Source organism: Streptomyces sp. NPDC048290, assembly GCF_040652095.1.
Classification (GTDB): domain Bacteria; phylum Actinomycetota; class Actinomycetes; order Streptomycetales; family Streptomycetaceae; genus Streptomyces.
The window spans coordinates 143,360-164,931 of sequence record NZ_JBEZLM010000024.1 but is presented as its reverse complement, the minus strand read 5'-3'; the positions used below and the strand labels follow the sequence as shown (position 1 = coordinate 164,931).

The following is a 21,572-nucleotide window of genomic DNA, read 5'->3' as shown; positions in this document are numbered from 1 at the left end:
GCACGCCTTCTACCTCCAGTACAAGAACCAGAAGGTCGACTTCATCGACGCCATGTGGGCCGTCGTCAACTGGCAGGACGTCGCCAAGCGCTACGCCGCCGCCAAGGAGCGGGGCGACAGTCTGTTGCTCGCGCCCTGAGCAGCGGGGGAGGGCAGGCGGAAGGCGGCGGGCTGGGGCGCTGAGGTCGCTGAGGTCGCTGAGGTCGCTGAGTCGGTCATCTGCCCGCCCCCCTCGCCCCCCCCTCGCGCCCCGCCCCCGTCGCCCTCCTCGCCCCCTGCCTCACTCCTCTCCCCACCCTTCGGGAACTCCCGCCCCCTCCGTTCCGACTGCCTTGTCGTGGAGCTGATCGGGCGCGACCCGCCCGGGTTCCCGCGCGCAAGGCGCGTCGATGAGGGGAGATGAGGGGAGAGACATGGCGGCACCACCGGTCACACCGGACGTCTCACACTCGGCTGTCCAGCCGCTCGACGGGCTGTGTCTCGACGTCTCGGGACCGCCGGGGCCGGGGGACGGGATCGTCATCCGGCATCTGCGACTGCTCGGCGCGACGGATTCGACCGGAACGACGGGGGACTCCACCAGCCCCACGGGTCCTATCAGCTCCACGGACTCCACAGACTCCACGGGCTACCCGGGCTACCCGGGCTCCACCGCCAGCCAACCCGCCCTAAAAACCTTCCGCCTCTCTCCCCCCGGTCCCCACCCCCGCACAGCCACCGCCCGCACCAGTTGGGGAACCATCGGCGTCGACGAGGCCACCGTCCAGGCCGTCACCGGTGTGATGGCCGTCCACCGTCGCCGCGACGGTACCCCGCACGGGCTCGGCGCCGACTTCACCGCCGCCGCGACCGGTGTCCTGACCGTGCAGGCGCTGCTCGCCGGGTACCTCGCGCGGGTCCGTGGCGCACCGGCAACCGACGCCACCGTCACCGCTGAGCGGGCCGCCCTGCTCGCCATCTCCCCCTACCTCGCGGCAGCCGGGGCCGACACACCCGAGACGTCGTCGTCCACGCTCTCCCCCGGCGGGCTCCCGTTCGCCTCCGCTGACGAGGGCCTCTTCGAACCGGAGGGAACAGGCCCCCAAGACGACCTCCCGCCCTGGACACTGACCCCCCTCACGCCGCCGGACTCCGAGCCGCCCGCCACCTACGCCGCCTACGCCCGTCTCTCCGCCGCGCGGATGGGTGCCCCCGCCCCCCTCGCCGGGCTGACCGTCCTGGAAGCGGGCCACGGCGTCCAGGTGTCCCTCGCCGCTCACCTGCTGGGGCTGCTCGGCGCCGAGGTCGTACGGGTCGAGCCCCCGGGCGGTGACCCCCTCCGCGGCGCGCCCCCCACCTGTACCGGTGTCTCGGCGCGCTGGCTGGCGCTCAACCGGGGCAAGACGGCCGTCGAGATCGATGTCGGGTCCGCGCCGGACCGGAACCGGCTCCGGGCCATGGCCGCGGAAGCGGACGTCTTCCTCCACGACTGGGTCCCGGGCAGCGCCGCAGCGCTCGGCCTCGGCCACGCGGACCTGGCGGCGGTCAACTCCGCCCTCGTCCATGCCCGTACGCCCCACGCCCCGATGGCGCCCCCGCTCGACATCCTCGGCGGACTCCTCGGCGCCGAGGCCGTCCTCGCCGGGCTGCTGCTGCGGCACCGCACCGGCACCGGGGTCCGCGTGGCGCCCTCCCCCCGCGCCGCCGCCGACCTGATCGCCACCGCCACGCGGGCCCGTGCACCGTCCGGATTCCGGCAACCGCTGCGCACCGCCGACGGCTGGATCGCCCTGCCCGACGACGAGACGGGGGCCGCCCCACCGCCCGGTGACCTGGTCAACCTCCCTACCGAGACAGCCCTGTGGCAGTTGTACGAGCGGGGCCTGTCCGCCGTACCGGTCGTCACCGATCTCGCCGGGCTCCTCGCCACGCCCCACATCCGGCGCGACCCGCACGGCGCCCCGATCGTCCCCGCGCCCTGGGTCTTCGTCTGATCGCCTGCCGTCTGCCCGTACGCCGGACGGGTGAACGGGGGAACCCCGTGCCCCGCGACGGCGACTGCTGGGGGGACAGGTTGGGTTGATCGGTCGTGTTCAGGAGTTGTCATGGAGCAGAAGCGGTACGGCGTCACCGGGATGAGTTGCGAGCACTGTGCCGCGGGGATCAGGACGGGGGTCGGTGCGGTGCCGGGGGTGCGTGAGGTGGTCGTGGATGTGGCTGCCAGGACTGTCGTCGTCCAGGGGGCGGGGGTTGATGACGGGTTGGTGCGGGACGCCGTCGTCGCGGCCGGGTTCGGGGTGTCGGAGGACGTGGGGGTGTAGGGGCGGCAACACGACCACGATCACCCTCGCGCGCCCCACACCCCGTACCCCGTCCTCCGTCCTCCGTCCCCGTACTCACGGGCCGTACACGCTCAGGCCCGACAGTTGTGCCGCGGGCCAACCCGTGTTCGCGGTCACGTGGACGCGGATGTGGCGGGTGGTCGGCGGGGGCGTGAGGGTGATCGTGGTCGTGTTGCCGGTGGACGGGTCGAAGGTGCGGCCCGTGGCGGGGGACAGGGTGGTGAAGTCCGTGCCGTTGGTGGAGCCCAGGATCGTGAGGGTCTGGGTGCGGGTGGCCCAGGCCGTGGCGGGTGGGAGGGTGAGGACCAGGCGGGCCACGCTCCGGTCGACGCCCAGGTCCACCTGGATCCACTGCGGGAAGGCGTTGTTGACGCTCTCCCAGTAGGTGGCGGGGTCGCCGTCCACGGCGTTGGCGGCGGCGTAGTTCTGGGTCTGGCCGCTCGCGGTGACCGGGCGGCGCAGGGCGAGGTCGCCGGTGGGCTGGGGGCCGGAGGGGTAGGGGACCGTGGGGCGGATCGCCGTCAGGGCCAGTTGGCCCTTGAGCATCCGGCCGCCGTCCGCCGTGAGGCGGAGGTAGTAGTCGGAGGAGCAGGGCGTGCCGTCCTCGTCCAGGGCGCGGATGCCCGAACCGGCCGGGATCTGTGCCGCCGTCTCCGCGGTCTTGGCGATCTGGTTGCCCTCGTTGAACTCGTCGAACATGGAGATGTAGAAGCCCTGCACGCCCAGACCGACGAGGTTGTAGAACTGCCGCCACATCAGGTCCCCGTGGCGGCGGTGGCCGGACTGGAGGTCGCCGGGGATGACACAGGGCTGGTAGTCGACGCCCCGGGCGGCGCAGTCGGCGAGATCGGGGCCGTTGAGGTCGCGCAGGAAGCGGTCCGCCCCGGCGATGTCGGAGATCCGGCCGACCATCCAGGGGGAGATCATGTCGAAGGCGCGGTAGACGTCCTGGAAGCCGGGGCGGGAGTCCTCGACGCCGTTGCGCCAGTGGGTGGGGACGCCGCCGATGACATAGCAGCCCTGGGCCTTGAACCAGTCCACGACGTCCTTGCAGGGCGCGGGGGCGAAGGGGCGGCCCGGGTCGCTGAAGCCGAAGCCCCAGATGCAGACGACCGGTTTGCCGTTCTGCCGGGCGTAGGCGGCGGACGCGGTGTGCGCCCGCATCTTGGTCGTCCAGTCCTCCTTGATCTGGGACTGCATCGCGGTCCAGTCGGTGACGTCGTACATGATGTAGAACTTCCGGCCGTACGCCTCCGCCGACTGCCGGACCTTCTGGGTCATGCCGTCGCGGGTGGGGCCCTCGGCGCCGAAGGGGTTGAAGCGCTGGAGGGCGGCGGTGTCGCAGCCGTGGTCGCGCATCCAGCGGAAGTGGGTGTCGACGGTCTGCTGGTCCCAGGAGGAGAAGAGGGCGGCGGGCTGGCCGTTGCCGAGGTTGGCGTAGGCGGTGGGGTAGGTGCGGGTCAGTTCGCGCGGGTCGGGCCAGGAGACCAGGGTGGTGTTGGTGGGGGACGGGGGCTGGGAGGCGTTCTGGCTCCAGTGCCACCAGCTGTTGATGGGGGCGCCGTCGCCGATACAGGCGAACCAGCCCTGGTAGCCGACGGTGATCTTGCCGACCACATCGCCGGGGGGTGAGGCCGCGTGGGCGGCGGGGGCGGTCAGGAGGCCGGTGGCGGAGGCCGCGGCGGTCGTGCCGAGGACGGCGGCGGACTTGATGACGGATCGTCGGGAGATGCGTCCGGTACTTCCGGTACTTCCGGTGTTCACGATGCTCACGGGTTCCTCGCATGGGGGGAATCGAGGTGCGGGCGAGCATCAACATAGGAACGGGACCGTGCATGGACAAGGCCGTTGCGTGCAATTTTTCGACAGTCGGTCACAAGTTACTGACAGTGCCCGGCTGTTGAGACCGTCTCGCCCGGTACGTCACCGGTCCCCCGGACCCTCCCCCGCCACCGGGAACGGTACGAACGTGCTGCTGTGCTGGTCGATCAGCAGGGCGCGGCCCAGCGGCGGGACCGCGCGCTGGGAGCACGCGGGGCGTTCGCAGACCCGGCAGCCCATGCCGATCGGGGTGGCCGCCGAGGAGGTGGTGAGGTCGAGGCCGTCGGAGTAGACGACCCGGTGGGCATGGCGGATCTCGCAGCCCAGGCCGATGGCGTACGTCCGGCCGGGCTCGCCCCAGCCGCCGCCGTGGCGGGTGACGGCCCGCGCGGTCCACAGATACCGCTGGCCGTCGGGCATCTCGGCCAGTTGGACATGGATACGGCCGGGGGACGAGAACGCCTCGTACACGTTCCACAGGGGGCAGGTGCCGCCCGCGCGGGAGAAGTGGAAGGCCGTCGCCGACTGCCGTTTGGAGAGGTTGCCCGCCCGGTCCACCCGGACGAAGGAGAAGGGGACGCCCCGCAGCCGGGGGCGTTGCAGTGTGCTCAGCCGGTGGCAGACGGTCTCGTAGCCGAGGCCGTAGTGGTCGGTGAGCCGCTCGATGTCGTACCGCGCCTCCTCGGCGGCCGTGTGGAACGCGGTGTACGGCAGTACCAGCGCGGCGGCGTAGTAGCGGGCGACGCCGATCCGGGCCAGGGCGTGTGCGGGCGAACCCGGTGGGAAGTCCTCGGCGGCGATGTCGCCGAGGTGCTCGCCATGCTCCAGGAGGGCCAGTTGGGTCGCCATCCGGAAGGCGCGCTGGCCGGGGCGGAGCCGGGGGGAGAGGTGCAGGGTGCGCTGTCCGTCGTCGTAGTGGTGGAGCCGGTCGCCGGGGGTGGCGGCGAGCCGGACGCCGTGCGCGCCCGCGAGCCGGGCGGTGAGCGCGCCGGTGATCTCGCCGGGGCGGATGCCGATCTCCCCGGCCAGCCGCTCGGCCGCGAGGTCGGTGGAGTGCAGGTAGTTCTGGCGGCGGTAGAAGAAGTCCCGGATCTCCTCGTGCGGGGAGGCGGCGGGCGGGCGCGGGTGCGGGGAGTCGCCGTGCTGGGCGGGGAGGCCGTCCGCCGTACCGGACACCAGGTCCTCCGACAGCCGCTGGTTGCGGCGGCCGAGGTCCAGCAGGACCCGGGCCACGCCGGGCAGCCGGCCGGCGAGTTCGGCGAGATCGCCGGGGGAGACCCGGTCCTCGGCGATCTCCCCGGCCAGCGCCTCGCGCAGATCGGCGACCAGGCGGGTGGTGTCCCGCTCGGAGAAGAAGCCCGGGTCGACCCCGAACGCCTCGGTCAGCCGCAGCAGCACCGGCACGGTGAGCGGACGGGAGTCGTGCTCCATCTGGTTGAGATAGCTGGCGGAGATGCCGAGGGTCCGGGCCAGTTCGGCCTGGCTCATCCGGCGCTCCTCGCGCAGCCGTCGCAGCCGCGCGCCCACATAGGTCTTGCTCACGGCCCGCTCCTCTCGACCGCCGCCGAAAGCCCTTCGGCGACCGCTCGTCAGCCCTCCCCCGCTCGCCCGGAGGGGTACGCGCGGTCCGGTCAGCCTAAGGGACCGACCCGCCCCCGAACCCTTCGCAAGATTGGCAAATCACGGTCCGAAGATTCACAGAAGTTGGCAATCATCCCTGCTTGATGGCACTGAGTGCCAGTGCCACAGTCGTAGTGCGGCCCGCCCGACCCGGCAGGCACAACCCGGAACCGGGGCACGATTTCTGCCCTGACGTCGGAGATCCCGGCGGTGTTGAGCCTGCTACGGCAGCACTGCTCAGCTTCCCCCACCAGGTGACGGCGGGCCGCACCCCCACCTCCTACCCACCCCGCACGACACGCGGTGCCATCCCGTACTCCCCGCACTCCCGGCCTTGGCACTCGCAACAAGCTGACAAGCCAACAAGCCAACAAGCTGACAAGCCACAGAGGAGACAGTGACCGTCATGGCAGCAGACGCACGGACCGAGGCCGCCCAGGAACTCGCCCACCGCTGGGCGACCGACCCCCGCTGGCAGGGCATCGAGCGGACCTACACCGCCGAGGACGTCGTCCGGCTCTCCGGCAGTGTCCGCGAGGAGCACACCCTCGCCCGGCGCGGCGCCGAACGGCTGTGGCGCCAGCTCCACGAGCTGGACTATGTGCACGCCCTCGGCGCGCTCACCGGCGGACAGGCCGTCCAGCAGGTCAAGGCCGGGCTCCAGGCCATCTATCTGTCCGGCTGGCAGGTCGCCGCCGACGCCAACCTGGCCGGGCAGACCTATCCCGACCAGAGCCTCTACCCGGCCAACTCCGTGCCCCAGGTGGTCCGGCGGATCAACAACGCGCTGCTGCGCGCCGACCAGATCGCCACGGCGGAGGGCTCCGGGGACGGTACGGACTGGCTGGCGCCGATCGTCGCGGACGCCGAGGCCGGGTTCGGCGGACCGCTCAACGCGTTCGAGCTGACCCGGGCGATGATCGCGGCCGGTGCCGCCGGTATCCACTACGAGGACCAGCTCGCCTCCGAGAAGAAGTGCGGGCACCTCGGCGGCAAGGTCCTGGTGCCCACCGCGCAGCACATCCGCACCCTCAACGCGGCCCGCCTCGCCGCCGATCTCTCGGACGTCCCGACGCTGATCGTGGCCCGTACCGACGCGCTCGCCGCGAACCTGCTGACCAGCGACGTCGATGAGCGCGACGCCGAGTTCACCACCGGGGAGCGGACGGCCGAGGGCTTCTACCGGGTGCGCAACGGCATGGCGCCGGTGATCGCCCGCGGGCTCGCCTACGCGCCGTACGCCGATCTGATCTGGGTGGAGACCGGGACGCCGGATCTCGCGCAGGCCCGGGAGTTCGCCGAGGCGCTGCACGCCGAGTACCCGGGGAAGATGCTCGCCTACAACTGCTCGCCGTCCTTCAACTGGAAGGCGGCGCTGGACGACGACCAGATCGCCAAGTTCCAGCGGGAGCTGGGGGCGCTCGGGTACCGGTTCCAGTTCATCACGCTGGCCGGGTTCCACTCCCTCAACCATGGGATGTTCGACCTGGCCCGGGGGTACGCCGAGCACGGTATGACCGCCTATGTCGACCTCCAGGAGCGGGAGTTCGCCGCGCAGGCGCAGGGCTTCACCGCCGTACGGCACCAGCGGGAGGTCGGCACCGGCTACTTCGACCTCGTCTCGACCGCCGTCAACCCGGCCTCCTCGACCACGGCGCTGTCCGGGTCCACGGAGGAGGAGCAGTTCCACTAGGGGCGCGCCGCGGCGCGGATGACGGGGGAGGTACGGCGGTGCCGTGCGCCGGGTGCCGGTCGCCGGTCGCCGGGCACCCGGCGCGGGCCGCCGTAGCGCCCACCGCTCCGAGCCGCCCCACTCCCGCATCCCCTCGCATCCCCCGTATCGCCCGTATCCCCCCGTCTGCCCGCCCGTCGAAGGAGTCCATGTCATGGCGACCGTTCTCGCCCCGCACCACGTCCGTGTCCTCGCCGCACCCGGGCACCGGCACGACGAGATCCTCACCCCGGACGCGCTCGGCTTCGTCGGGCAGCTCGCCGCCGCCTTCGGCCGACGCCGTCAGGAGCTGCTCAAGGAGCGGCGCCGGCAGGCGCTGCGGCTGGCGTCCGGCTCCCCGCTGGGCTTCCCCCTGGTCACCTCCGCCGTCCGCGCCGACCCGGAGTGGCGGGTCGCCCCGCCCGCGCCCGGCCTCACCGACCGACGGGTGGAGATCACCGGTCCACCCGATCGCCGGATGACGGTGAACGCGCTGAACTCGGGCGCCCAGGTGTGGATGGCGGACTTCGAGGACGCCACCGCACCGCTGTGGGACAACATCGTCGGCGGACAGCTGAACCTGCTCGACGCGATCGAGCGGCGGATCGACTTCACCACCCCGGAGGGCCGTGAGTACCGGCTCGGGGAGCGGCTCGCCACCCTCGTCGTCCGACCCCGCGGCTGGCATCTGGACGAGGCGCACCTGGAGTACGACGGGCGGCCCGTGCCCGCCGCGCTGGTGGACTTCGGGCTGTACTTCTTCCACTGCGCCCGGCGACAGATCGACGCCGGACACGGCCCGTACTTCTATCTCCCCAAGCTGGAGAACCGGTACGAGGCCCGGCTGTGGAACGACGTGTTCCTGCTCGCCCAGGATCTGCTGGGCATCCCGCGCGGGACGGTCCGGGCGACCGTGCTGATCGAGACGATCACCGCCGCGTTCGAGATGGAGGAGATCCTCTACGAGCTGCGCGAGCACAGCTCCGGGCTGAACGCCGGACGCTGGGACTACCTCTTCAGCCTGATCAAGACCTTCGGCCACCGTACCGACTTCCTGCTGCCCGACCGGGCGAAGGTCACCATGACCGCGCCCTTCCTGCGCGCCTACACCGAACTGCTGGTCCGCACCTGTCACCGGCGCGGCGCGCACGCCATCGGGGGCATGGCGGCCCAGGTGCCCGGCCGGGGCCCGGCCGCGGACGCGGCGGCGTTCGCCACGGTCCGGCTGGACAAGGAGCGGGAGGCCGAGGACGGCTTCGACGGGTCGTGGGTGGCGCATCCGGCGCTGGTGCCGCTGTGCCGGGCGGTCTTCGACGGGGTCCTCGGCGACCGGCCCCACCAGCTGGACCGGACCCGGGAGGACGTGGCGGTGACACCCGCCGAGCTGCTGTCGGTACGGCGGATCAGCGGGCCGCCCAGCGCGGAGGGGGTGCGCACCAATGTGTCCGTCGCGCTGCGGTACTTCGCGGCGTGGCTGCGCGGCCGGGGCGCGGTCGCGGTGGACGGGCTGATGGAGGACGCGGCGACGGCGGAGATCGCCCGGGTGCAGATCTGGCAGTGGCTGCGGCACCGGGTGGTCGCGCGGGAGACGGTCGCGCGGGTGCTGGACGAGGAGTGCGCGGCGCTCGGCGCGGACCTTCCCTGGGCCCCGGTGGACGACATCCGCGCGCTGTTCGAACGGACCGCGATGGGCGGCGAGCTGCCGCTGTTCTTCACACCGGACGCGTACGACCGGCACCTGGTGCGGTGGACGGAGGCGGCGGCGTGAGCGGCGTAAGGCATACCGCCGACATTCAGCGCGTCGGCATCGTAGGCGGTGGCCAGATGGGCGCCGGGATCGCCGAGGTCTGCGCCCGCGCCGGACTCGACACCGTCGTGTGCGAGGTCGACGCGGTCGCCGCGCGGGCCGCCCGGAACCGGGTCGCGGGCTCGCTGGAGCGGGCCGTGGAGCGCGGGAAGCTGACGCGGGACGCGGCGGACACGGCGCTCGCCCGGCTGGTCTTCACCGGCACGCTGGACGATCTGGCGGACCGCCAGCTCGTGGTCGAGGCGGTGGTGGAGAACCCGGACGCCAAGACGGAGGTGTTCGCCGCGCTGGACAAGATCGTGGCGGACCCGGAGGCCGTGCTCGCCACCAACACCTCCTCGCTGCCGGTGATGCTGCTGGGCCGGGCGACCGGGCGCGCGGACCGGGTGGTGGGCCTGCACTTCTTCCAGCCGGTGCCGGTGCTGCCGCTGGTGGAGGTGGTGACCTCGCTGCACACCTCGGCGGCGACCGCCGAGCGGGTCGCGGACTTCGCCGTCCGGACCCTCGGCAAGCGGGTGATCCGCTCCCAGGACCGGGCGGGGTTCGTGGTGAACGCGCTGCTGATCCCCTATCTGCTGGCGGCCGTCCGGATGGCCGAGTCCGGGTTCGCGACCGCCGCCGACATCGACACCGGGATGGAGCTGGGCTGCGCCCATCCGATGGGGCCGCTGCGGCTGGCCGATCTGATCGGCCTGGACACCGTCGCCGCCATCGCGGAGTCGCTCTACGAGGAGTTCCGTGAGCCGCTGTACGCGCCGCCACCGCTGCTCCAGCGGATGGTGCAGGCGGGGCTGCTGGGCCGCAAGAGCGGACGTGGCTTCCACCGCTACGACGGGTCCTGAAGCAGCGGCGGACCACTGCCGAAGGCCCCGCCCACCGCCCCGAACCGGCGGCTTCCGCCGGTCACGCGGCTGAGGTGCCCTACCGGCGGGGTGGGCGTCGGCGACGGCGAGTCGAGCCTGCCCGCCTCCCACCCCCGGACCACCGCTCCAATCTGCGGAATCCGTACAGCGCGGGGCTGCGAATCTGCGAATCCTGCGAAATTCGGCGGATGTTAGATTCGCAATATCCACGCAGGATTCCCGGGAGGTGCGCCATGGCCCGGCCGCCCACCGAGCACCAGATCTGCGCCCAAGCCAAACTGCGCAGACTCCGCCGCGAACACGGCATGAACCAGGTCGACATGGCCCGCGCCCTGGTCGCGCCGCACCGCCGCTACCGCGACACCGCCGAACAGGCCACCGCCCTCGGCGCCCCCGACGCCCTGCTCCCGCCGGGCGAACCGCCCGACGAGGTCCGAGACTTCTTCTCCGCCCACCACAACCACTTCGAGCCGCTGGACACCGAGGCCGAGCGGACCGCCGACGCCCTCGGACCGCCCCCCGGCCGCGCCGCCGACCCGCTCGCCGCACGCCACGGGGTACGGGTCGTACGGGCCGCGCCCGCCCGCGCCGCCGACGCCCGCCGCTACGACCCCGACACCGGGCTGCTGTTCCTCGCGCCCTGGCTCAGCGACGGCCAGCGCGCCACCCAACTCGCCCTGCTGGCCCAACTCGCCGACGGGGCCGGTGAACTCACCTCCGCCGCCTCCCCGCCGCCGGCCCGGATCGGCCTGGCGCGCCGCTGATGCCGTACACCACCTTCCATGGCGCCGCCGAGGATGTGCGGTACGACATCGAGTTGCTGTCGGCGCGGCTCGGGGTCGGCTTCGAGACCGGCTGCCATCGGCTGAGCACGCTCCAGCGCACCGGCCGATGGGGCGTGCCGTTCTCGTTCCCGCGGGTGGACCGGGCCGGGAACATCTCCAAGTGGCAGTCCGCGACCGACTTCCACTTCTCCCGGCTCGGCGGCACCTGCCCGCTGTGGACGGTGTACGGGGCGTTCTCCGCGCCCGGCCGGATACTGACCCAGGTCGCCGAGATGCCCGACGGCAAGCGGTACTTCTGGATCGCCCGGACCATCACCCGGGGCGGCTTCGGGCATCACCCCGCGCGCCGAGTCCGCCGTCGCCCTCGGCTCGCCGTCGACCCCGACCGACGCACCCACGTCCCCTACCCGGTGGAGAGCCGCACCCCATGACCAGCCCCGTCCTGCGCCTCCGTCTGATCACCCCGGCGACCGGCCCGGCCCTGCGCGAGGCCCGGTTCTACGACGGCCGCTCCGGGCTGGACGACAGCGCGCGGACCCGGGCGGAGACCGGACCCCGCCCACCGGACGGTCCGGCCGTCCGCTCCCCCGGCGCCCGCTGCCGGGAGACGGTGACCGCGCTCGGCCTGTCCGGCGCCGGGGAGGAACCCGCGCTCGCCGGGCTCGACTCGGGCCGCTGGCGCGGGCTGACCCTCGCCGAGGTGACCGCCACCGAACCGGAGGCGGTGGCGCGCTGGCTGGCCGACCCGGGCGCGGCACCGCACGGCGGGGAGCCGGTGGAGCACCTGTGCCTGCGGATCGGGGCGTGGCTGGACACGCTCGCCGCGTCCGGCGCGCGCGAGCTGACGGCGGTGGTCGAACCCGATGTCGTACGGGCCGTGGTGGTACGGGCCCTGGGGGCGCCCGCGTCGGCGTTCTGGCGGGTGGACGCGCCCCCGCTGACCCTGACCGAACTCACCGGCCGCCCCCACCGCTGGAACCTCCGCACGGGACGTCCGCTGGGGTGAGGGCGGCCCGCGGTCAGGGCACGGCCGGAGCCTGAGCCGCCGCAGCGGCCGGGGCGCCACGGGGTCGCAGGGCCCGGTGTGCCAACTCCCCGAAGAGCAGGCCGAAGCCGGTCCACAGGGTGGCCTGGATGGCCAGCGCGGCGAGCCGGAACCGCCACAGCACGGTGGCCGGGAAGTCCCCCGGCACTTCGTCGACGGCGGGCAGGAAGCCGTACGCCAGGCCGACGGCCAGGGCGAACGCGGCGACGGCCGTCACCGTCGCGTACCAGGTGCCGAGCCTCGGGGCGAGGCGGCGGCCCAGCAGGGTCGCCCCGATCGCCAGAAGCACGCTGAGCAGGATCATCAGGACGTAGAGGGTGGTGCGGCGGCCGATGGTGTCGGGGTCGCCGACGGCGGGCGGGTTGGCCGGGTACTTCAGGAACGGCACCACGTACACCGCGAGCAGCGCGCAGCCGGACAGCAGCAGCGCGCTGGCGCGGGGCGTGAAGCGGCCGATCCGGCCGAGGGCGAAGCAGTAGGCGAGCGCGGCGATCCCGCCGAACGCCACGCCGTAGAGCAGGACTCCGGTGGCGAGACCGGCGGTGGACTGGAGGGAGCGGGAGACGATCTCGACCTCGTGGTCATGGGCGGGGGCGTGCGCCTCCTCGAAGCCGATGGCCCGGTCGACACCGGGTTCGCCGAGGAGGTAGGCGACGACGAGGGCGAGCAGACCGGCGCCGAGCCCGGCCAGCATCCCCCGCACGAGCAGCGCGCGTACGGTGACGGAGTTCATCGCGGAGTTCATCAGGGGCTGTCCGTCCCGTCCGTCAGTGGCAGGGGAAGCCGAGCAGATGACGGGCGTCGTGCACCCACTCGTGCACCTCCTCGCCGGACACCACGGCGGTGGCGCCCTGCTCGGCGCCGACGAAGTACAGCAGGATCAGCATCAGGACGCCGAAGAAGACCGCCCAGGGGGCGAGCGCTCCGATCGGCAGCCTGTCGGGGAGTTCGGGGGTGGTGACCGTCGGCTGGGCGGTGTGCTGCGCCATGGCAGACCTCCTGGGGAGTTCGCGTCCCGTCTCGGTGGTGCACAGGACGACGGCCGCGGGTCTGGCTCACCCCGGACCGCACGACGACCCGGGGCACACAGTGGCGCGACCGCGCCGGGCTTGCACCGGCTTCCGCGAGACCGCCGTCGATACCGCGTCGACGGTACTCGGGGACGGGAATCCGGCCAATGCCCCGGCCGACCACGGAATCTCACCTATACCGAACGTTTACCCACGGCGAACCGGCTGACGGTCACCTGCTACCGCTCCGGTCCCGGATCGCGCGGACGATCCCGGAGAAGTCCTCACCCACGCCCGTCTGTTCGGCATACATGGCATACAACTCGGCTGCTCTGAGATCGAGTTGGGTGTCGACACCGCCCGCATGGGCCGCCGGGGCGGACGCGGCGGCCTCCAGACCGGGACCCGGCGTCACGGCCAGGTCGTAGCCGCGCACCCGGTGTCCGGCGGTGGCGAGGCTGGCGGCCATCGGGGCGCCCATGTGCCCCGGCCCGACGAAGGCGACCGTACGGGCGCTCACCAGGCCGCCTCCTCGGTGCCGCCGGACGCGGCGAGGCCCAGTTCGCGGGCGCCGAGGGGCTGGAAGTGGCGGGCCACCTCGGTGTCCGTGACCTCGGCCAGGGTCGCCGGGGACCAGCGTGGGGCGCGGTCCTTGTCGACGACCTGGGCGCGGATGCCCTCGACCAGGTCGGGGGCGGTGAGCGCGGCGAGCGAGACGCGGTACTCCTGGTCGAGGACCTGCTCCAGGGAGCCGAGCCGCCGGGCGCGGCGCAGCGCGGCGAGGGTGACCTTGAGCGCGGTGGGCGACCTGGTGAGCAGGGTCTCGGCGGTCTCCTTGGCGGCGGGGTCGCCGTGCGCGAAGAGGCGTTCCACGATCTCCTCCACGTCGGGGGCGCTGTAGCAGGCGTCGATCCAGGCCCGGTGGGCGGCGAGTTCCCCGGCGGGCGGCGGCTGCGCATGGCGGGCGAGGGCGTCCCGGACGGGCAGGTCGCCGAGGTCGGCGAGGAGGGCGGGCAGGGTCGCGGCGGGGACGTAGTGGTCGGCGAGGCCGGTGAGCAGGGCGTCCCCGGCGCCGATCGCGGCGCCGGTCAGGGCGAGGTGGGTGCCGAGTTCGCCGGGGGCGAGCCCGAGGAGGTGGGTGCCGCCGACGTCGGGCACGAAGCCGATGCCGGTCTCGGGCATCGCGACCCGGGAGCGCTCGGTGACGATCCGGACGCTGCCGTGCCCGGAGAGCCCGACCCCGCCGCCCATGACGATGCCGTCCATGACGGCGACGTACGGCTTGGGATAGCGGGCGATCCGGGCGTTGAGGTGGTACTCGTCGTACCAGAACGCGGCCGTGGCGGTGCCGTCGCCGTCCCGGGCGTCGGCGTGGATGGCGCGGATGTCGCCCCCGGCGCACAGCCCGCGCTCCCCGGCGCCGGTGAGCACGACGGTCTCGACGGCGGGGTCGGCCGCCCAGTCGGTGAGGGCCCGGTCGATGTCCCGGACCATGGCGTGGCTGAGCGCGTTGAGCGCCTCGGGCCGGTCCAGGACGACATGGGCGGCCCGCCCCCGGACGTGGAACTGGACCCCGCTCATCCGAACGCCTCCGTCAGTCCGCGGGCCACGATGACTCGCATGATCTCGTCGGTTCCTTCCAGGATCTGCTGGACCCGCGGGTCGCGCACGATCTTCTCGATGCCGTACTCGCTGAGGTAGCCGTAACCGCCGTGCGGTGGGAGCGCCCGGTCGGCGACCGTGTACCCGGTGTCGGTGGCGAACCGCAGGTACGGGGCGATGGGCGCATGGGTCGTCTGCTCTCCTCGGATGGGATCAGCGGCGTTCCGGGTCGAGGGGTCCGGGAAGGGCTGGAGACCGTCAGAGAGCGGTGAGGCGATCACGGCCAGGACTGCGAAGTCACTGGTGGGGCGGGGTGCACACCGGTGCCATGCGTGTCTGCTCCATCCTCGTGGACCACACGGAACGAAACCCCCGGCCGGTATCCTGACTCCCGGATCAGCGCGCGCCGCCCACCTTCCCGACGACTCTGCCCTCTCGTCAGTGGCGTGTCGCCCGACGGTGGACTCCCCGGTCACAGTGGCGGGACCGGGCCGGAGTCACACCGGCTTCCCCGCACCGCGGGCCATGCCCCCGACTATATAGTTGGACGTCCTACTAAATCCAGCGAGCCGCCCCCTAGGCTCCCGCCATGCGCATCGCCTCCCTGCTCCCCGCGGCCACCGACATCGTCGCGGAACTGGGCCTGGCCTCCCGCCTGGTCGGCCGTACGCACGAATGCGACTGGCCGCCCCAGGAGGTGGCACAGGTCCCCGTGGTGACCGGCGCTGACCTGGACCAGGACCGCCTGTCCAGCCGGGAGATCTCCGACGCGGTCGGCGGCGCGGCACACTCCGGCTCCTCCCTCTACACCCTGGACACCGAGGCCCTGGCGGCGGCCCGCCCCGACGTGGTCCTGACCCAGGACCTGTGCGCGGTCTGCGCGGTCTCCTACGAACGGGTCGGCACGGCGGTCCGCGCCCTGAACGCCGACACCCGCGTCCTGAGCCTCGAACCCCGGACCCTGGACGACGTCCTGGACTGCCTGGTCACGGTCGGCGACCTGCTCGGCGTACGGGACCGCGCGGAGCGCCGCCGGGCGGACCTGACGGCCCGTCTGTCCCGGGTCCGCGCGGCGACCGCACGGGGCCCCCGTCCCCGGGTCGCCGCGATCGAATGGCTCGACCCCCTCTGGCCGGCCGGCCACTGGGTCCCGGACCAGATCACGGCGGCGGGCGGCACACCCCTGCTCGCCTCCCCCGGCGACCACACCACCCCGACCACCTGGGAGGCCCTCCGCGCCGCCGCCCCGGACGTCCTCCTGCTCCTCCCCTGCGGCTTCCCCCCCGACCGCACCCTGCGCGAGACCCACCTCCTCACCACCCTCCCCGGCTGGCAGGACCTCCCCGCGGTCCGCGAGAACCGCGTCTGGGTCCTGGACGGCCCGGCGTACTACAACCGCCCCGGCCCACGGGTGGTCCGGGGGGCGGAGGTACTGGCGTGGGTGCTGAGGGGGGTACGGGCGGGGGCTCCGGTGACGACGGCCGAGGCCCGCCTGCTGCCCGCCTGACGGCACCGTCGCGGGGGACCGGACACCCGGCCTCAGCCCCCCGGGCGGACCTCGGTCAGCGGACGTCCACGTAGTCGCCGGGCGCGGTCGCGGTCGCCGTGGTGGAGGAACCGGCGAAGGAGTAGCGCCAGTAGCCGTCCGTCGCCGCCTTCACCGTGGTCCTCAGCTTTCCGGAGCGGTCGGTGGTGACCGTCTTCACCGTGGTGTAGGCGGACGCCCCCTTCTTCCGGAACTGGAGCTTCACCTTCTGGCCGGCGTAGCCGGGATAGCCGCCGCGCATCTCCCAGTCCGCGTGTTCCAGCAAGCCGGTGACGGTCAGCGTCTTGCCCTTGGCCACCGGCTCGGGACCCGCGTTGGCGTTCAGCATGGCGTCCCGCAGCACGGACACGGACTTGGCGGAGTGCAGATCGGCATGGCTCCTGCCGTCGGCGGAGCGCGCCCAGACGGCCGCCTTCCAGGTGCCGGCGAAGGAGTTGCGGCCTAGCTGTCCGCGCGGATAGAGGTAGGCGAACGGAGTCGTGCACCTCGACGTGGTCGCGTTCACCTTGGTGCAGGTCGCCGCGAACGCGCCGTGCAGAACGGCGACGGGGCTGGCGTACGAACCCCGGTAGAGATACAGGTCCCCGCTCGCGATCCCCGACGGGTCGGTGGCCGTGAACGTGGCGTTGAAGCTCTGGAGATGCTCGTGGGACAGCCGCACCGGCTTGTTCGCGTTGACAGTGACGTTCGAGATACGGGTCGAGCCCACCACCTCGTCGCCGTCCGGTGCCGGACCGGCGAACGCCCGGGTGATCGTGCGGGTCAGACTGCCGCCCTGGTCGTCGGCGGCGGTCACCCGCAGCGTGACGAACGAGGCCCCGGCGGGGACATGGACCGTGGCCGAACCGTCTGCGGCGACCGGTGACTCGGTCCAGGTCCGGCCGTCGTCCGTCGAGTGGGCGAGTCCGGTGACCCTGGTGTTCGCCTCCGCCGGGTCCGTGTCGCGGGTGGTCGCGCTCGCCAGGACCCGCACCGGACCGGCCGCCGCGCGTCCGTACGCGTCCAGCCCCGGAACGCTCAGCCTGGTGTCGATCAGCGGCAGGTCCTGGCCCCTGGTCTGCGCCGAGCGGAACGTCCACCGGCTGTGCACGGACGGGGACAGCCGGGCGGACGGCACCCGGCGCTCGACGGTCTGGTCGAGGGTGTACGTCGTCAGCGACCAGGGCAGGACGGACGAATTGACATAGTCGTACGCGTCGAGACCGGCGGCCTCCGCGTAGGTGACACCGGCGGCCGAGGTGAGCTTGTACGCGTAGGAGGCGCGGCGCTCGATCCCGGGGTTGCCGGACGCGTCGTCGAAGGCACCCGACTCGTGCAGCGTGATCCGGTCGCTGGCCATCCGGTAGGAGCCGGGGTGGGCCGGGGTCGTCGGCTGGAACGGGGCCGTGCCCAGGGTCTCGCCCGCGCTGGTGCCGGCCGCCGGTCGGCGGTTGGGGAGACTGAGGGTCAGACCGTCCTTGCCGTAGCTCAGCGACCGCCTCTGGGTGCGGTTCGGGAGGGCGTACTCGGTGACCGAGCCGCCGGCGGACACCGGGGCTCCGAGGTACGCGCCGCCCTCGGGGAAGTCCGGGGAGTTGAGCAGCGAGGCCGTCGTCCGTATGCCCGGGGCGCCGATCTTCGTGACGGTCTTGGCGAGGGCCGCGGTACGGACCGTCTTCACGGGGGAGGCGGGGACGGTGTTGTCGAAGCTGTGGGTGAGGTCGTAGACGTACGGGCTCGGCACACTGTCCGAGGAACCCTTCTTGACGAGCACCTCGTGCACCCGCAGGGAGACGCCGCTCACCGAGAACGGGGTCGCGTACACCTTGCGGTCACCGGAGCCGACGGAGCCAGCCGTGTCGCCGCCCGGGACTCTGATCCACGCGGACATGCTCTCCCGGGTGGCGGTGGTGTCGTCGACACGGATCGCGGTCTCCTTGGCCGCGCGCTCGTCGAAGGTGACCGTCTTGCCGGCCGAACCGACCGAGAAGGCGCGGCTGAGCAGATAGTCGGGCCGCTCCCACGCGCTGTGCATCATGACCGCGAAGTAGTCGCCCGGCGGCAGCTTCACCGTGGCCGAGGGCCCGTCCGTGTGGTGGTCGACCCGGACCGCCGTCCAGGTGCGGCGGTCCCAGAGGTGGAGGGTCTTCCAGTCGACGGACGCGTTGGTGATGGTCAGCTTGACCGGGTACGTCGCCGCGTTGGCAGCGCGCGTGGCCGTGGTCCGGGAGTCGGCCGGAAGCCCCACGGTCGCGGTGCGGGCGGGCCCGGACTCGCCGGTCTGCCGAACAGTCACCGCGCCGTCCACGGCGGCGAACGAGTAGCGTCCCGCGGTCCCGGTTCCCGACGTCACCAGTACGTCCCGGCCGTCGATCAACTGGACGCGCCCCCCGCCCCCGAGGCTCGCGCTCTGGCCACCGCGCTGCACCACCTCGCCCACGGGCGGGACCGGCTCGGTGGCCGTCGCCGCCGGCGCCAGCAGCATGGAGGCGGTCAACGCCGCCCCGCACAGCCCCACCATGGCGTGTCTTCGCCCCCGGCCCACCCGCGACACGGACATGCGTACCCCCCTCGGCTCGACCCCTGGAATCCCGCCCGGCACCTGCCTGACAGGCGATGATCGACTTACTGTAAGGGGTGTTCGGGGAATCGGCCCGGGTCGGTTTCCGTATCGCCTCCGGCAGCGCCGATGGCCGGTAATCGCCGCATCGCCACCGGGTGCGCGGCACTGCGCGAGGCGGCCGTCCCCGCCCCCCACCCCCGCCCCCTCTCGCCCGTACCCAACCGACCCCCTTCGCCTTACCCTGTTGACATCCGCAGGGGGCGGACGAGGGGGACACGGGTGGGGTTGCGGGAGGTCGGTACCTCCGTAGCGGAGGGTCCGGGTGCCTGGCGGGTGCGGGTGCGTGATCAGCGGGGGACGGGGGTCGCCGGGGCGGCCGTGATGCTGACCGGGCGTACGGCGCTCACCTGCGCGCATGTGGTGGAGACCGCGCTGGGGCTCGGCCCGTCGTACAGCGGTGGGACGCCGGGCGGAGTGGTGCGGGTTGATTTTCCGGGGGTCGGGGCGGGGCAGGTGGTGGCGGCGCGGGTGGTCGACGGGGGGTGGCTGCGGTCGCCGCCCGTCGGGGATCTCGCCGTGCTGCGGCTGGAGGAGGCCCCGCCGGACGGTGTGCGGGCCGCGCCGCTCGCGCGGTGCGGGGACGGAACCGGGGCGCGGGTACGGGTGTTCGGGCATCCAGCGGGGGTACCCGAAGGCTTGTGGGCCAGGGGAGAAGTGGTGGGCGCCGGTGGCACCCACCCCGGCTGGCGGCAGATCGACGGCGTCGACCTGGCCGGTGCCGCGGTGGAGCGGGGGTTCAGCGGTGCGGGGGTGTTCGATGTCGGGCGCGAGGCGGTCGTGGGGGTGCTCGCCACCGTGCTGGTGCCGGGCGGGCGCGCGGGGCGGGTCTCCTGGATGATTCCGCTGGACGTGCTGGACGGGACCGCCTTCGAGGTCCGCGGGCCCGCGGAGGGGGCGCGGGTTCTCCCGCCGCGGGTGCTGTGGGGGCTCGTGGACCGGCTGCTCGCGATGGACTCGGTGCGCGAGGACGCCGGGGCGCAGTTGCTCGGGATGCTGCCGGTGGCCATCGCCGGGGGCGTCGGGCGGCGCGGGTCGGCGCGGATGCAGCTCTTTGAGATCGTGCGGCGGTGCGGGGACTTCGCGGACGGGCCGGGGACGCTCGTGGAGGCCGTGCAGTGGATGGAAGGGAGCACCACCGCGGTGGACGACTTCGTGGCCGAGGCGCGCAGGACCTGGCCGGATCGGCTGGGTGACGATGGCTGACACCGTTCCGCCGCCCGACCCGCACACCACGGACCAGCTCGCGGACGCCCTGATGCAGGTGCGGGTCCTGGACGACCTGGAGGTCCGCCGGCTCTGTGTGCTGGACGCCCTGGACCGGCTCCGGCTGCGGCTGTCCATACCGGAGTTCGACGACAAGAAGATCCACGTCGTGGCGATGGTGCGCGCCTTCGGCACCGTCCCGAACGGCTGGCGGCGGCTCACCGAGGCCGTCCAGCATCTGGCCGACCACGATCTGCCGTCCCGGCACGCCGCCGCCCTCGCCCACCCCGTGGTGCCACCCGTCGTCGACGGCTCCGCGCTGCACGAACTGGAGCGGGCGCTCGCCGGGCTCGACCGGACGTCCGTGCCGGAGCTGCCCGCCGTCTACCACGCCGCCGCCGGTGAGCACTTCGGGCCGCTGCCCCCGGCCGTGCACACCGCCTGGGACGCCTACCGGCTGCTCACCCACACCAACCGGCCGCTGGACGGACCGCCCCGCACCGTGCGGTTCGTCCAGGAGCTGGCCGCGGTGATCCCCGCCGACCGCGGTGATCCGCTGCGCGCCTGGCTCGGCCGCCAGGTCCGGGCCACCGCCCCGAGCAGCGACGCCGCCCAGGCGGACCTGCACGCCTCCCGCTCCCGCGCGGGCGGTTGGCGCAAGGAGCCCCGCCACCCCGCCCATCTGCTCATCCGGATCGTGCCGTCCACCGCCACCCCGGACCGGGTCGACATCAGCTGCTGGGTCAACAGCGGCCCCGCCTGGGAGCCCCGCCGCCGGGAGGAGCGCTCGGTGCCCGCCGCCGAGATGCGGCTCCATGTGGCGACCCTGCTCGACCGCGAGGAGGCCCGGCTGCGCACCCACCGCGGCGGACTCGTCCTGGAGTTCATCCTGCCCCTCGCCCTGCTCAACGAGCCCGTCGAGGACTGGCCCCGGCACAGCGCCTTCGGCCCGGAGAAGGTGTGGGACAACGACCTGGGCGGCCCCCCGATCGGCGTCGGCCACCCCGTCGTCGTACGGAGTCTGGAGCGTATCGAGGCACTCCAGTTGCACCGGGTGTGGAACGAGCGCTGGGACGTGCTCACCGACGGCGGTGCGCAGGCCCGTGTGCACCAGTGCGCCCCGGGTGACGGAGCCCGGCGGGACTGGCTGTACGCGCGGCTCAGCGACCGCCCGGACGTCGTCCTGATGACCCTGGGGTCGCCGCCCGACGACCAGCACGGCCGCACCGAACTGCTGATCGGGCTCCAGGCCGGTCTTCCGCTGCTGGTGTGGAGCCGTTCCCCGGCCCCGGCCGGTACCCCGCCGCCGTTGGCCGAAGACGTACTGGAGGGCGCTCCGGGGGACGTTCTGGAGCAGCTGACGCGCTTGCGCTCCGCTCCCGGTACGGGGGACCATAACGGCGGGGGTCCCCGCCCCCGACTGGCCGTGCTGTGGGACGACCCGAACCGCCTGCCGGAAGTTCCGGACCCGATTGTTCAGAGCGACAGAGACGCCGCGGTACCCACTAGGGTGTGACCGACCTGAGGACCCGTCACGGCCCCGCCGTGACCGGCCGGCACGAGATCGACCGACCTCTGGACCGCCACCGGCCCGGACCGGTCGCCCGGTGAGCCCCGTGCGGGTTCCGGGAGAGGG

The 21,572-nt window shown here is 73.2% G+C and carries 16 protein-coding genes, 4 pseudogenes and 2 riboswitches; of the genes and pseudogenes, 11 read left to right on the top strand and 9 right to left on the bottom strand.

Going from position 1 to position 21,572, the window contains the following annotated elements; translation table 11 throughout:
• From AB0D49_RS32800 to AB0D49_RS32790, 3 genes are all read left to right on the top strand, one after another.
• Window positions 1-139: Fe-Mn family superoxide dismutase (locus AB0D49_RS32800; RefSeq protein WP_362764699.1), on the top strand; the 139-nt coding region annotated here is incomplete at its 5' end.
• 274 nt (window positions 140-413) lie between these two features.
• Entirely contained in the window at window positions 414-1,973 is a 1,560-nt protein-coding gene (locus AB0D49_RS32795) for a CoA transferase (protein WP_362764669.1), read from the top strand.
• A 111-nt stretch (window positions 1,974-2,084) separates the two neighbouring features.
• Window positions 2,085-2,300 (top strand): heavy-metal-associated domain-containing protein, encoded by a 216-nt coding sequence (locus AB0D49_RS32790; RefSeq protein WP_362764666.1) that lies wholly within the window; start codon window positions 2,085-2,087, stop codon window positions 2,298-2,300.
• Between the two features lie 75 nt (window positions 2,301-2,375).
• On the opposite strand, the gene AB0D49_RS32785 is transcribed toward AB0D49_RS32790, so the two are convergent.
• Entirely contained in the window at window positions 2,376-4,034 is a 1,659-nt protein-coding gene (locus AB0D49_RS32785; RefSeq protein ID WP_362764696.1) for a discoidin domain-containing protein, read from the bottom strand.
• A 210-nt stretch (window positions 4,035-4,244) separates the two neighbouring features.
• Window positions 4,245-5,684, bottom strand: coding sequence for a short-chain fatty acyl-CoA regulator family protein (locus tag AB0D49_RS32780; RefSeq protein WP_362764663.1), 1,440 nt, complete (start codon window positions 5,682-5,684; stop codon window positions 4,245-4,247).
• A 484-nt stretch (window positions 5,685-6,168) separates the two neighbouring features.
• On the opposite strand from AB0D49_RS32780, the gene aceA reads away from it, so the two are divergent.
• The 5 genes and pseudogenes from aceA to AB0D49_RS32755 all read left to right on the top strand — a co-directional run bounded on the left by aceA (window position 6,169) and on the right by AB0D49_RS32755 (window position 11,934).
• Entirely contained in the window at window positions 6,169-7,455 is a 1,287-nt protein-coding gene (gene aceA, locus AB0D49_RS32775) for an isocitrate lyase (protein ID WP_362764661.1), read from the top strand.
• 193 nt (window positions 7,456-7,648) lie between these two features.
• Window positions 7,649-9,241: a malate synthase A gene (gene aceB / locus AB0D49_RS32770; protein ID WP_362764658.1), complete on the top strand. Its 1,593-nt coding sequence runs from the start codon at window positions 7,649-7,651 to the stop codon at window positions 9,239-9,241.
• Window positions 9,238-10,122 carry a 3-hydroxybutyryl-CoA dehydrogenase gene (locus AB0D49_RS32765; protein WP_362764656.1) on the top strand — a complete coding sequence of 295 codons (885 nt, stop codon included), beginning with the start codon at window positions 9,238-9,240 and terminating at the stop codon, window positions 10,120-10,122. Before aceB ends, AB0D49_RS32765 begins: the two co-directional genes overlap by 4 nt.
• 254 nt (window positions 10,123-10,376) lie before the next feature.
• Window positions 10,377-11,359: pseudogene (locus tag AB0D49_RS32760) on the top strand (short-chain fatty acyl-CoA regulator family protein).
• Complete coding sequence (locus AB0D49_RS32755) at window positions 11,356-11,934, top strand: histidine phosphatase family protein (protein WP_362764653.1); 579 nt, start codon at window positions 11,356-11,358, stop codon at window positions 11,932-11,934. Before AB0D49_RS32760 ends, AB0D49_RS32755 begins: the two are co-directional and overlap by 4 nt.
• 13 nt (window positions 11,935-11,947) lie before the next feature.
• Here AB0D49_RS32755 and AB0D49_RS32750 read toward each other — a convergent pair whose 3' ends face one another.
• From AB0D49_RS32750 to AB0D49_RS32725, 6 genes and pseudogenes are all read right to left on the bottom strand, one after another.
• Complete coding sequence (locus tag AB0D49_RS32750) at window positions 11,948-12,706, bottom strand: CbtA family protein (protein ID WP_362764693.1); 759 nt, start codon at window positions 12,704-12,706, stop codon at window positions 11,948-11,950.
• A 34-nt stretch (window positions 12,707-12,740) separates the two neighbouring features.
• Window positions 12,741-12,962 (bottom strand): CbtB-domain containing protein, encoded by a 222-nt coding sequence (locus tag AB0D49_RS32745; RefSeq protein ID WP_362764650.1) that lies wholly within the window; start codon window positions 12,960-12,962, stop codon window positions 12,741-12,743.
• A gap of 59 nt (window positions 12,963-13,021) precedes the next feature.
• A riboswitch (cobalamin riboswitch) is annotated at window positions 13,022-13,096 on the bottom strand.
• Window positions 13,097-13,215: 119 nt separating this feature from the next.
• Window positions 13,216-13,365 (bottom strand): annotated as a pseudogene (locus tag AB0D49_RS32740) (3-hydroxyisobutyrate dehydrogenase); the annotation flags it as partial.
• 45 nt (window positions 13,366-13,410) lie between these two features.
• A pseudogene (locus AB0D49_RS32735) lies at window positions 13,411-13,503 on the bottom strand (NAD(P)-binding domain-containing protein); the annotation flags it as partial.
• Window positions 13,500-14,564 (bottom strand): enoyl-CoA hydratase/isomerase family protein, encoded by a 1,065-nt coding sequence (locus AB0D49_RS32730; protein ID WP_362764648.1) that lies wholly within the window; start codon window positions 14,562-14,564, stop codon window positions 13,500-13,502. The gene AB0D49_RS32730 and the pseudogene AB0D49_RS32735, both read right to left, overlap by 4 nt.
• Window positions 14,561-14,749 (bottom strand): annotated as a pseudogene (locus tag AB0D49_RS32725) (acyl-CoA dehydrogenase family protein); the annotation flags it as partial. The gene AB0D49_RS32730 and the pseudogene AB0D49_RS32725, both read right to left, overlap by 4 nt.
• 192 nt (window positions 14,750-14,941) lie before the next feature.
• A riboswitch (cobalamin riboswitch) is annotated at window positions 14,942-15,128 on the bottom strand.
• Between the two features lie 46 nt (window positions 15,129-15,174).
• Between AB0D49_RS32725 and AB0D49_RS32720 the strand changes: the two are divergent.
• On the top strand, window positions 15,175-16,092 hold the full coding sequence (locus AB0D49_RS32720; protein WP_362764645.1) for a cobalamin-binding protein: 918 nt from the start codon (window positions 15,175-15,177) through the stop codon (window positions 16,090-16,092).
• Between the two features lie 55 nt (window positions 16,093-16,147).
• Here AB0D49_RS32720 and AB0D49_RS32715 read toward each other — a convergent pair whose 3' ends face one another.
• Window positions 16,148-18,670 carry a hypothetical protein gene (locus AB0D49_RS32715; protein ID WP_362764642.1) on the bottom strand — a complete coding sequence of 841 codons (2,523 nt, stop codon included), beginning with the start codon at window positions 18,668-18,670 and terminating at the stop codon, window positions 16,148-16,150.
• 342 nt (window positions 18,671-19,012) lie between these two features.
• Between AB0D49_RS32715 and AB0D49_RS32710 the strand changes: the two genes are divergently transcribed.
• Together AB0D49_RS32710 and AB0D49_RS32705 are read left to right on the top strand one after the other, a co-directional pair.
• Window positions 19,013-19,936 (top strand): trypsin-like peptidase domain-containing protein, encoded by a 924-nt coding sequence (locus AB0D49_RS32710; RefSeq protein ID WP_362764639.1) that lies wholly within the window; start codon window positions 19,013-19,015, stop codon window positions 19,934-19,936.
• On the top strand, window positions 19,929-21,452 hold the full coding sequence (locus tag AB0D49_RS32705; protein WP_362764636.1) for a hypothetical protein: 1,524 nt from the start codon (window positions 19,929-19,931) through the stop codon (window positions 21,450-21,452). The genes AB0D49_RS32710 and AB0D49_RS32705 overlap by 8 nt, the downstream gene beginning before the upstream one ends.
• Window positions 21,453-21,572 lie beyond the last annotated feature (120 nt).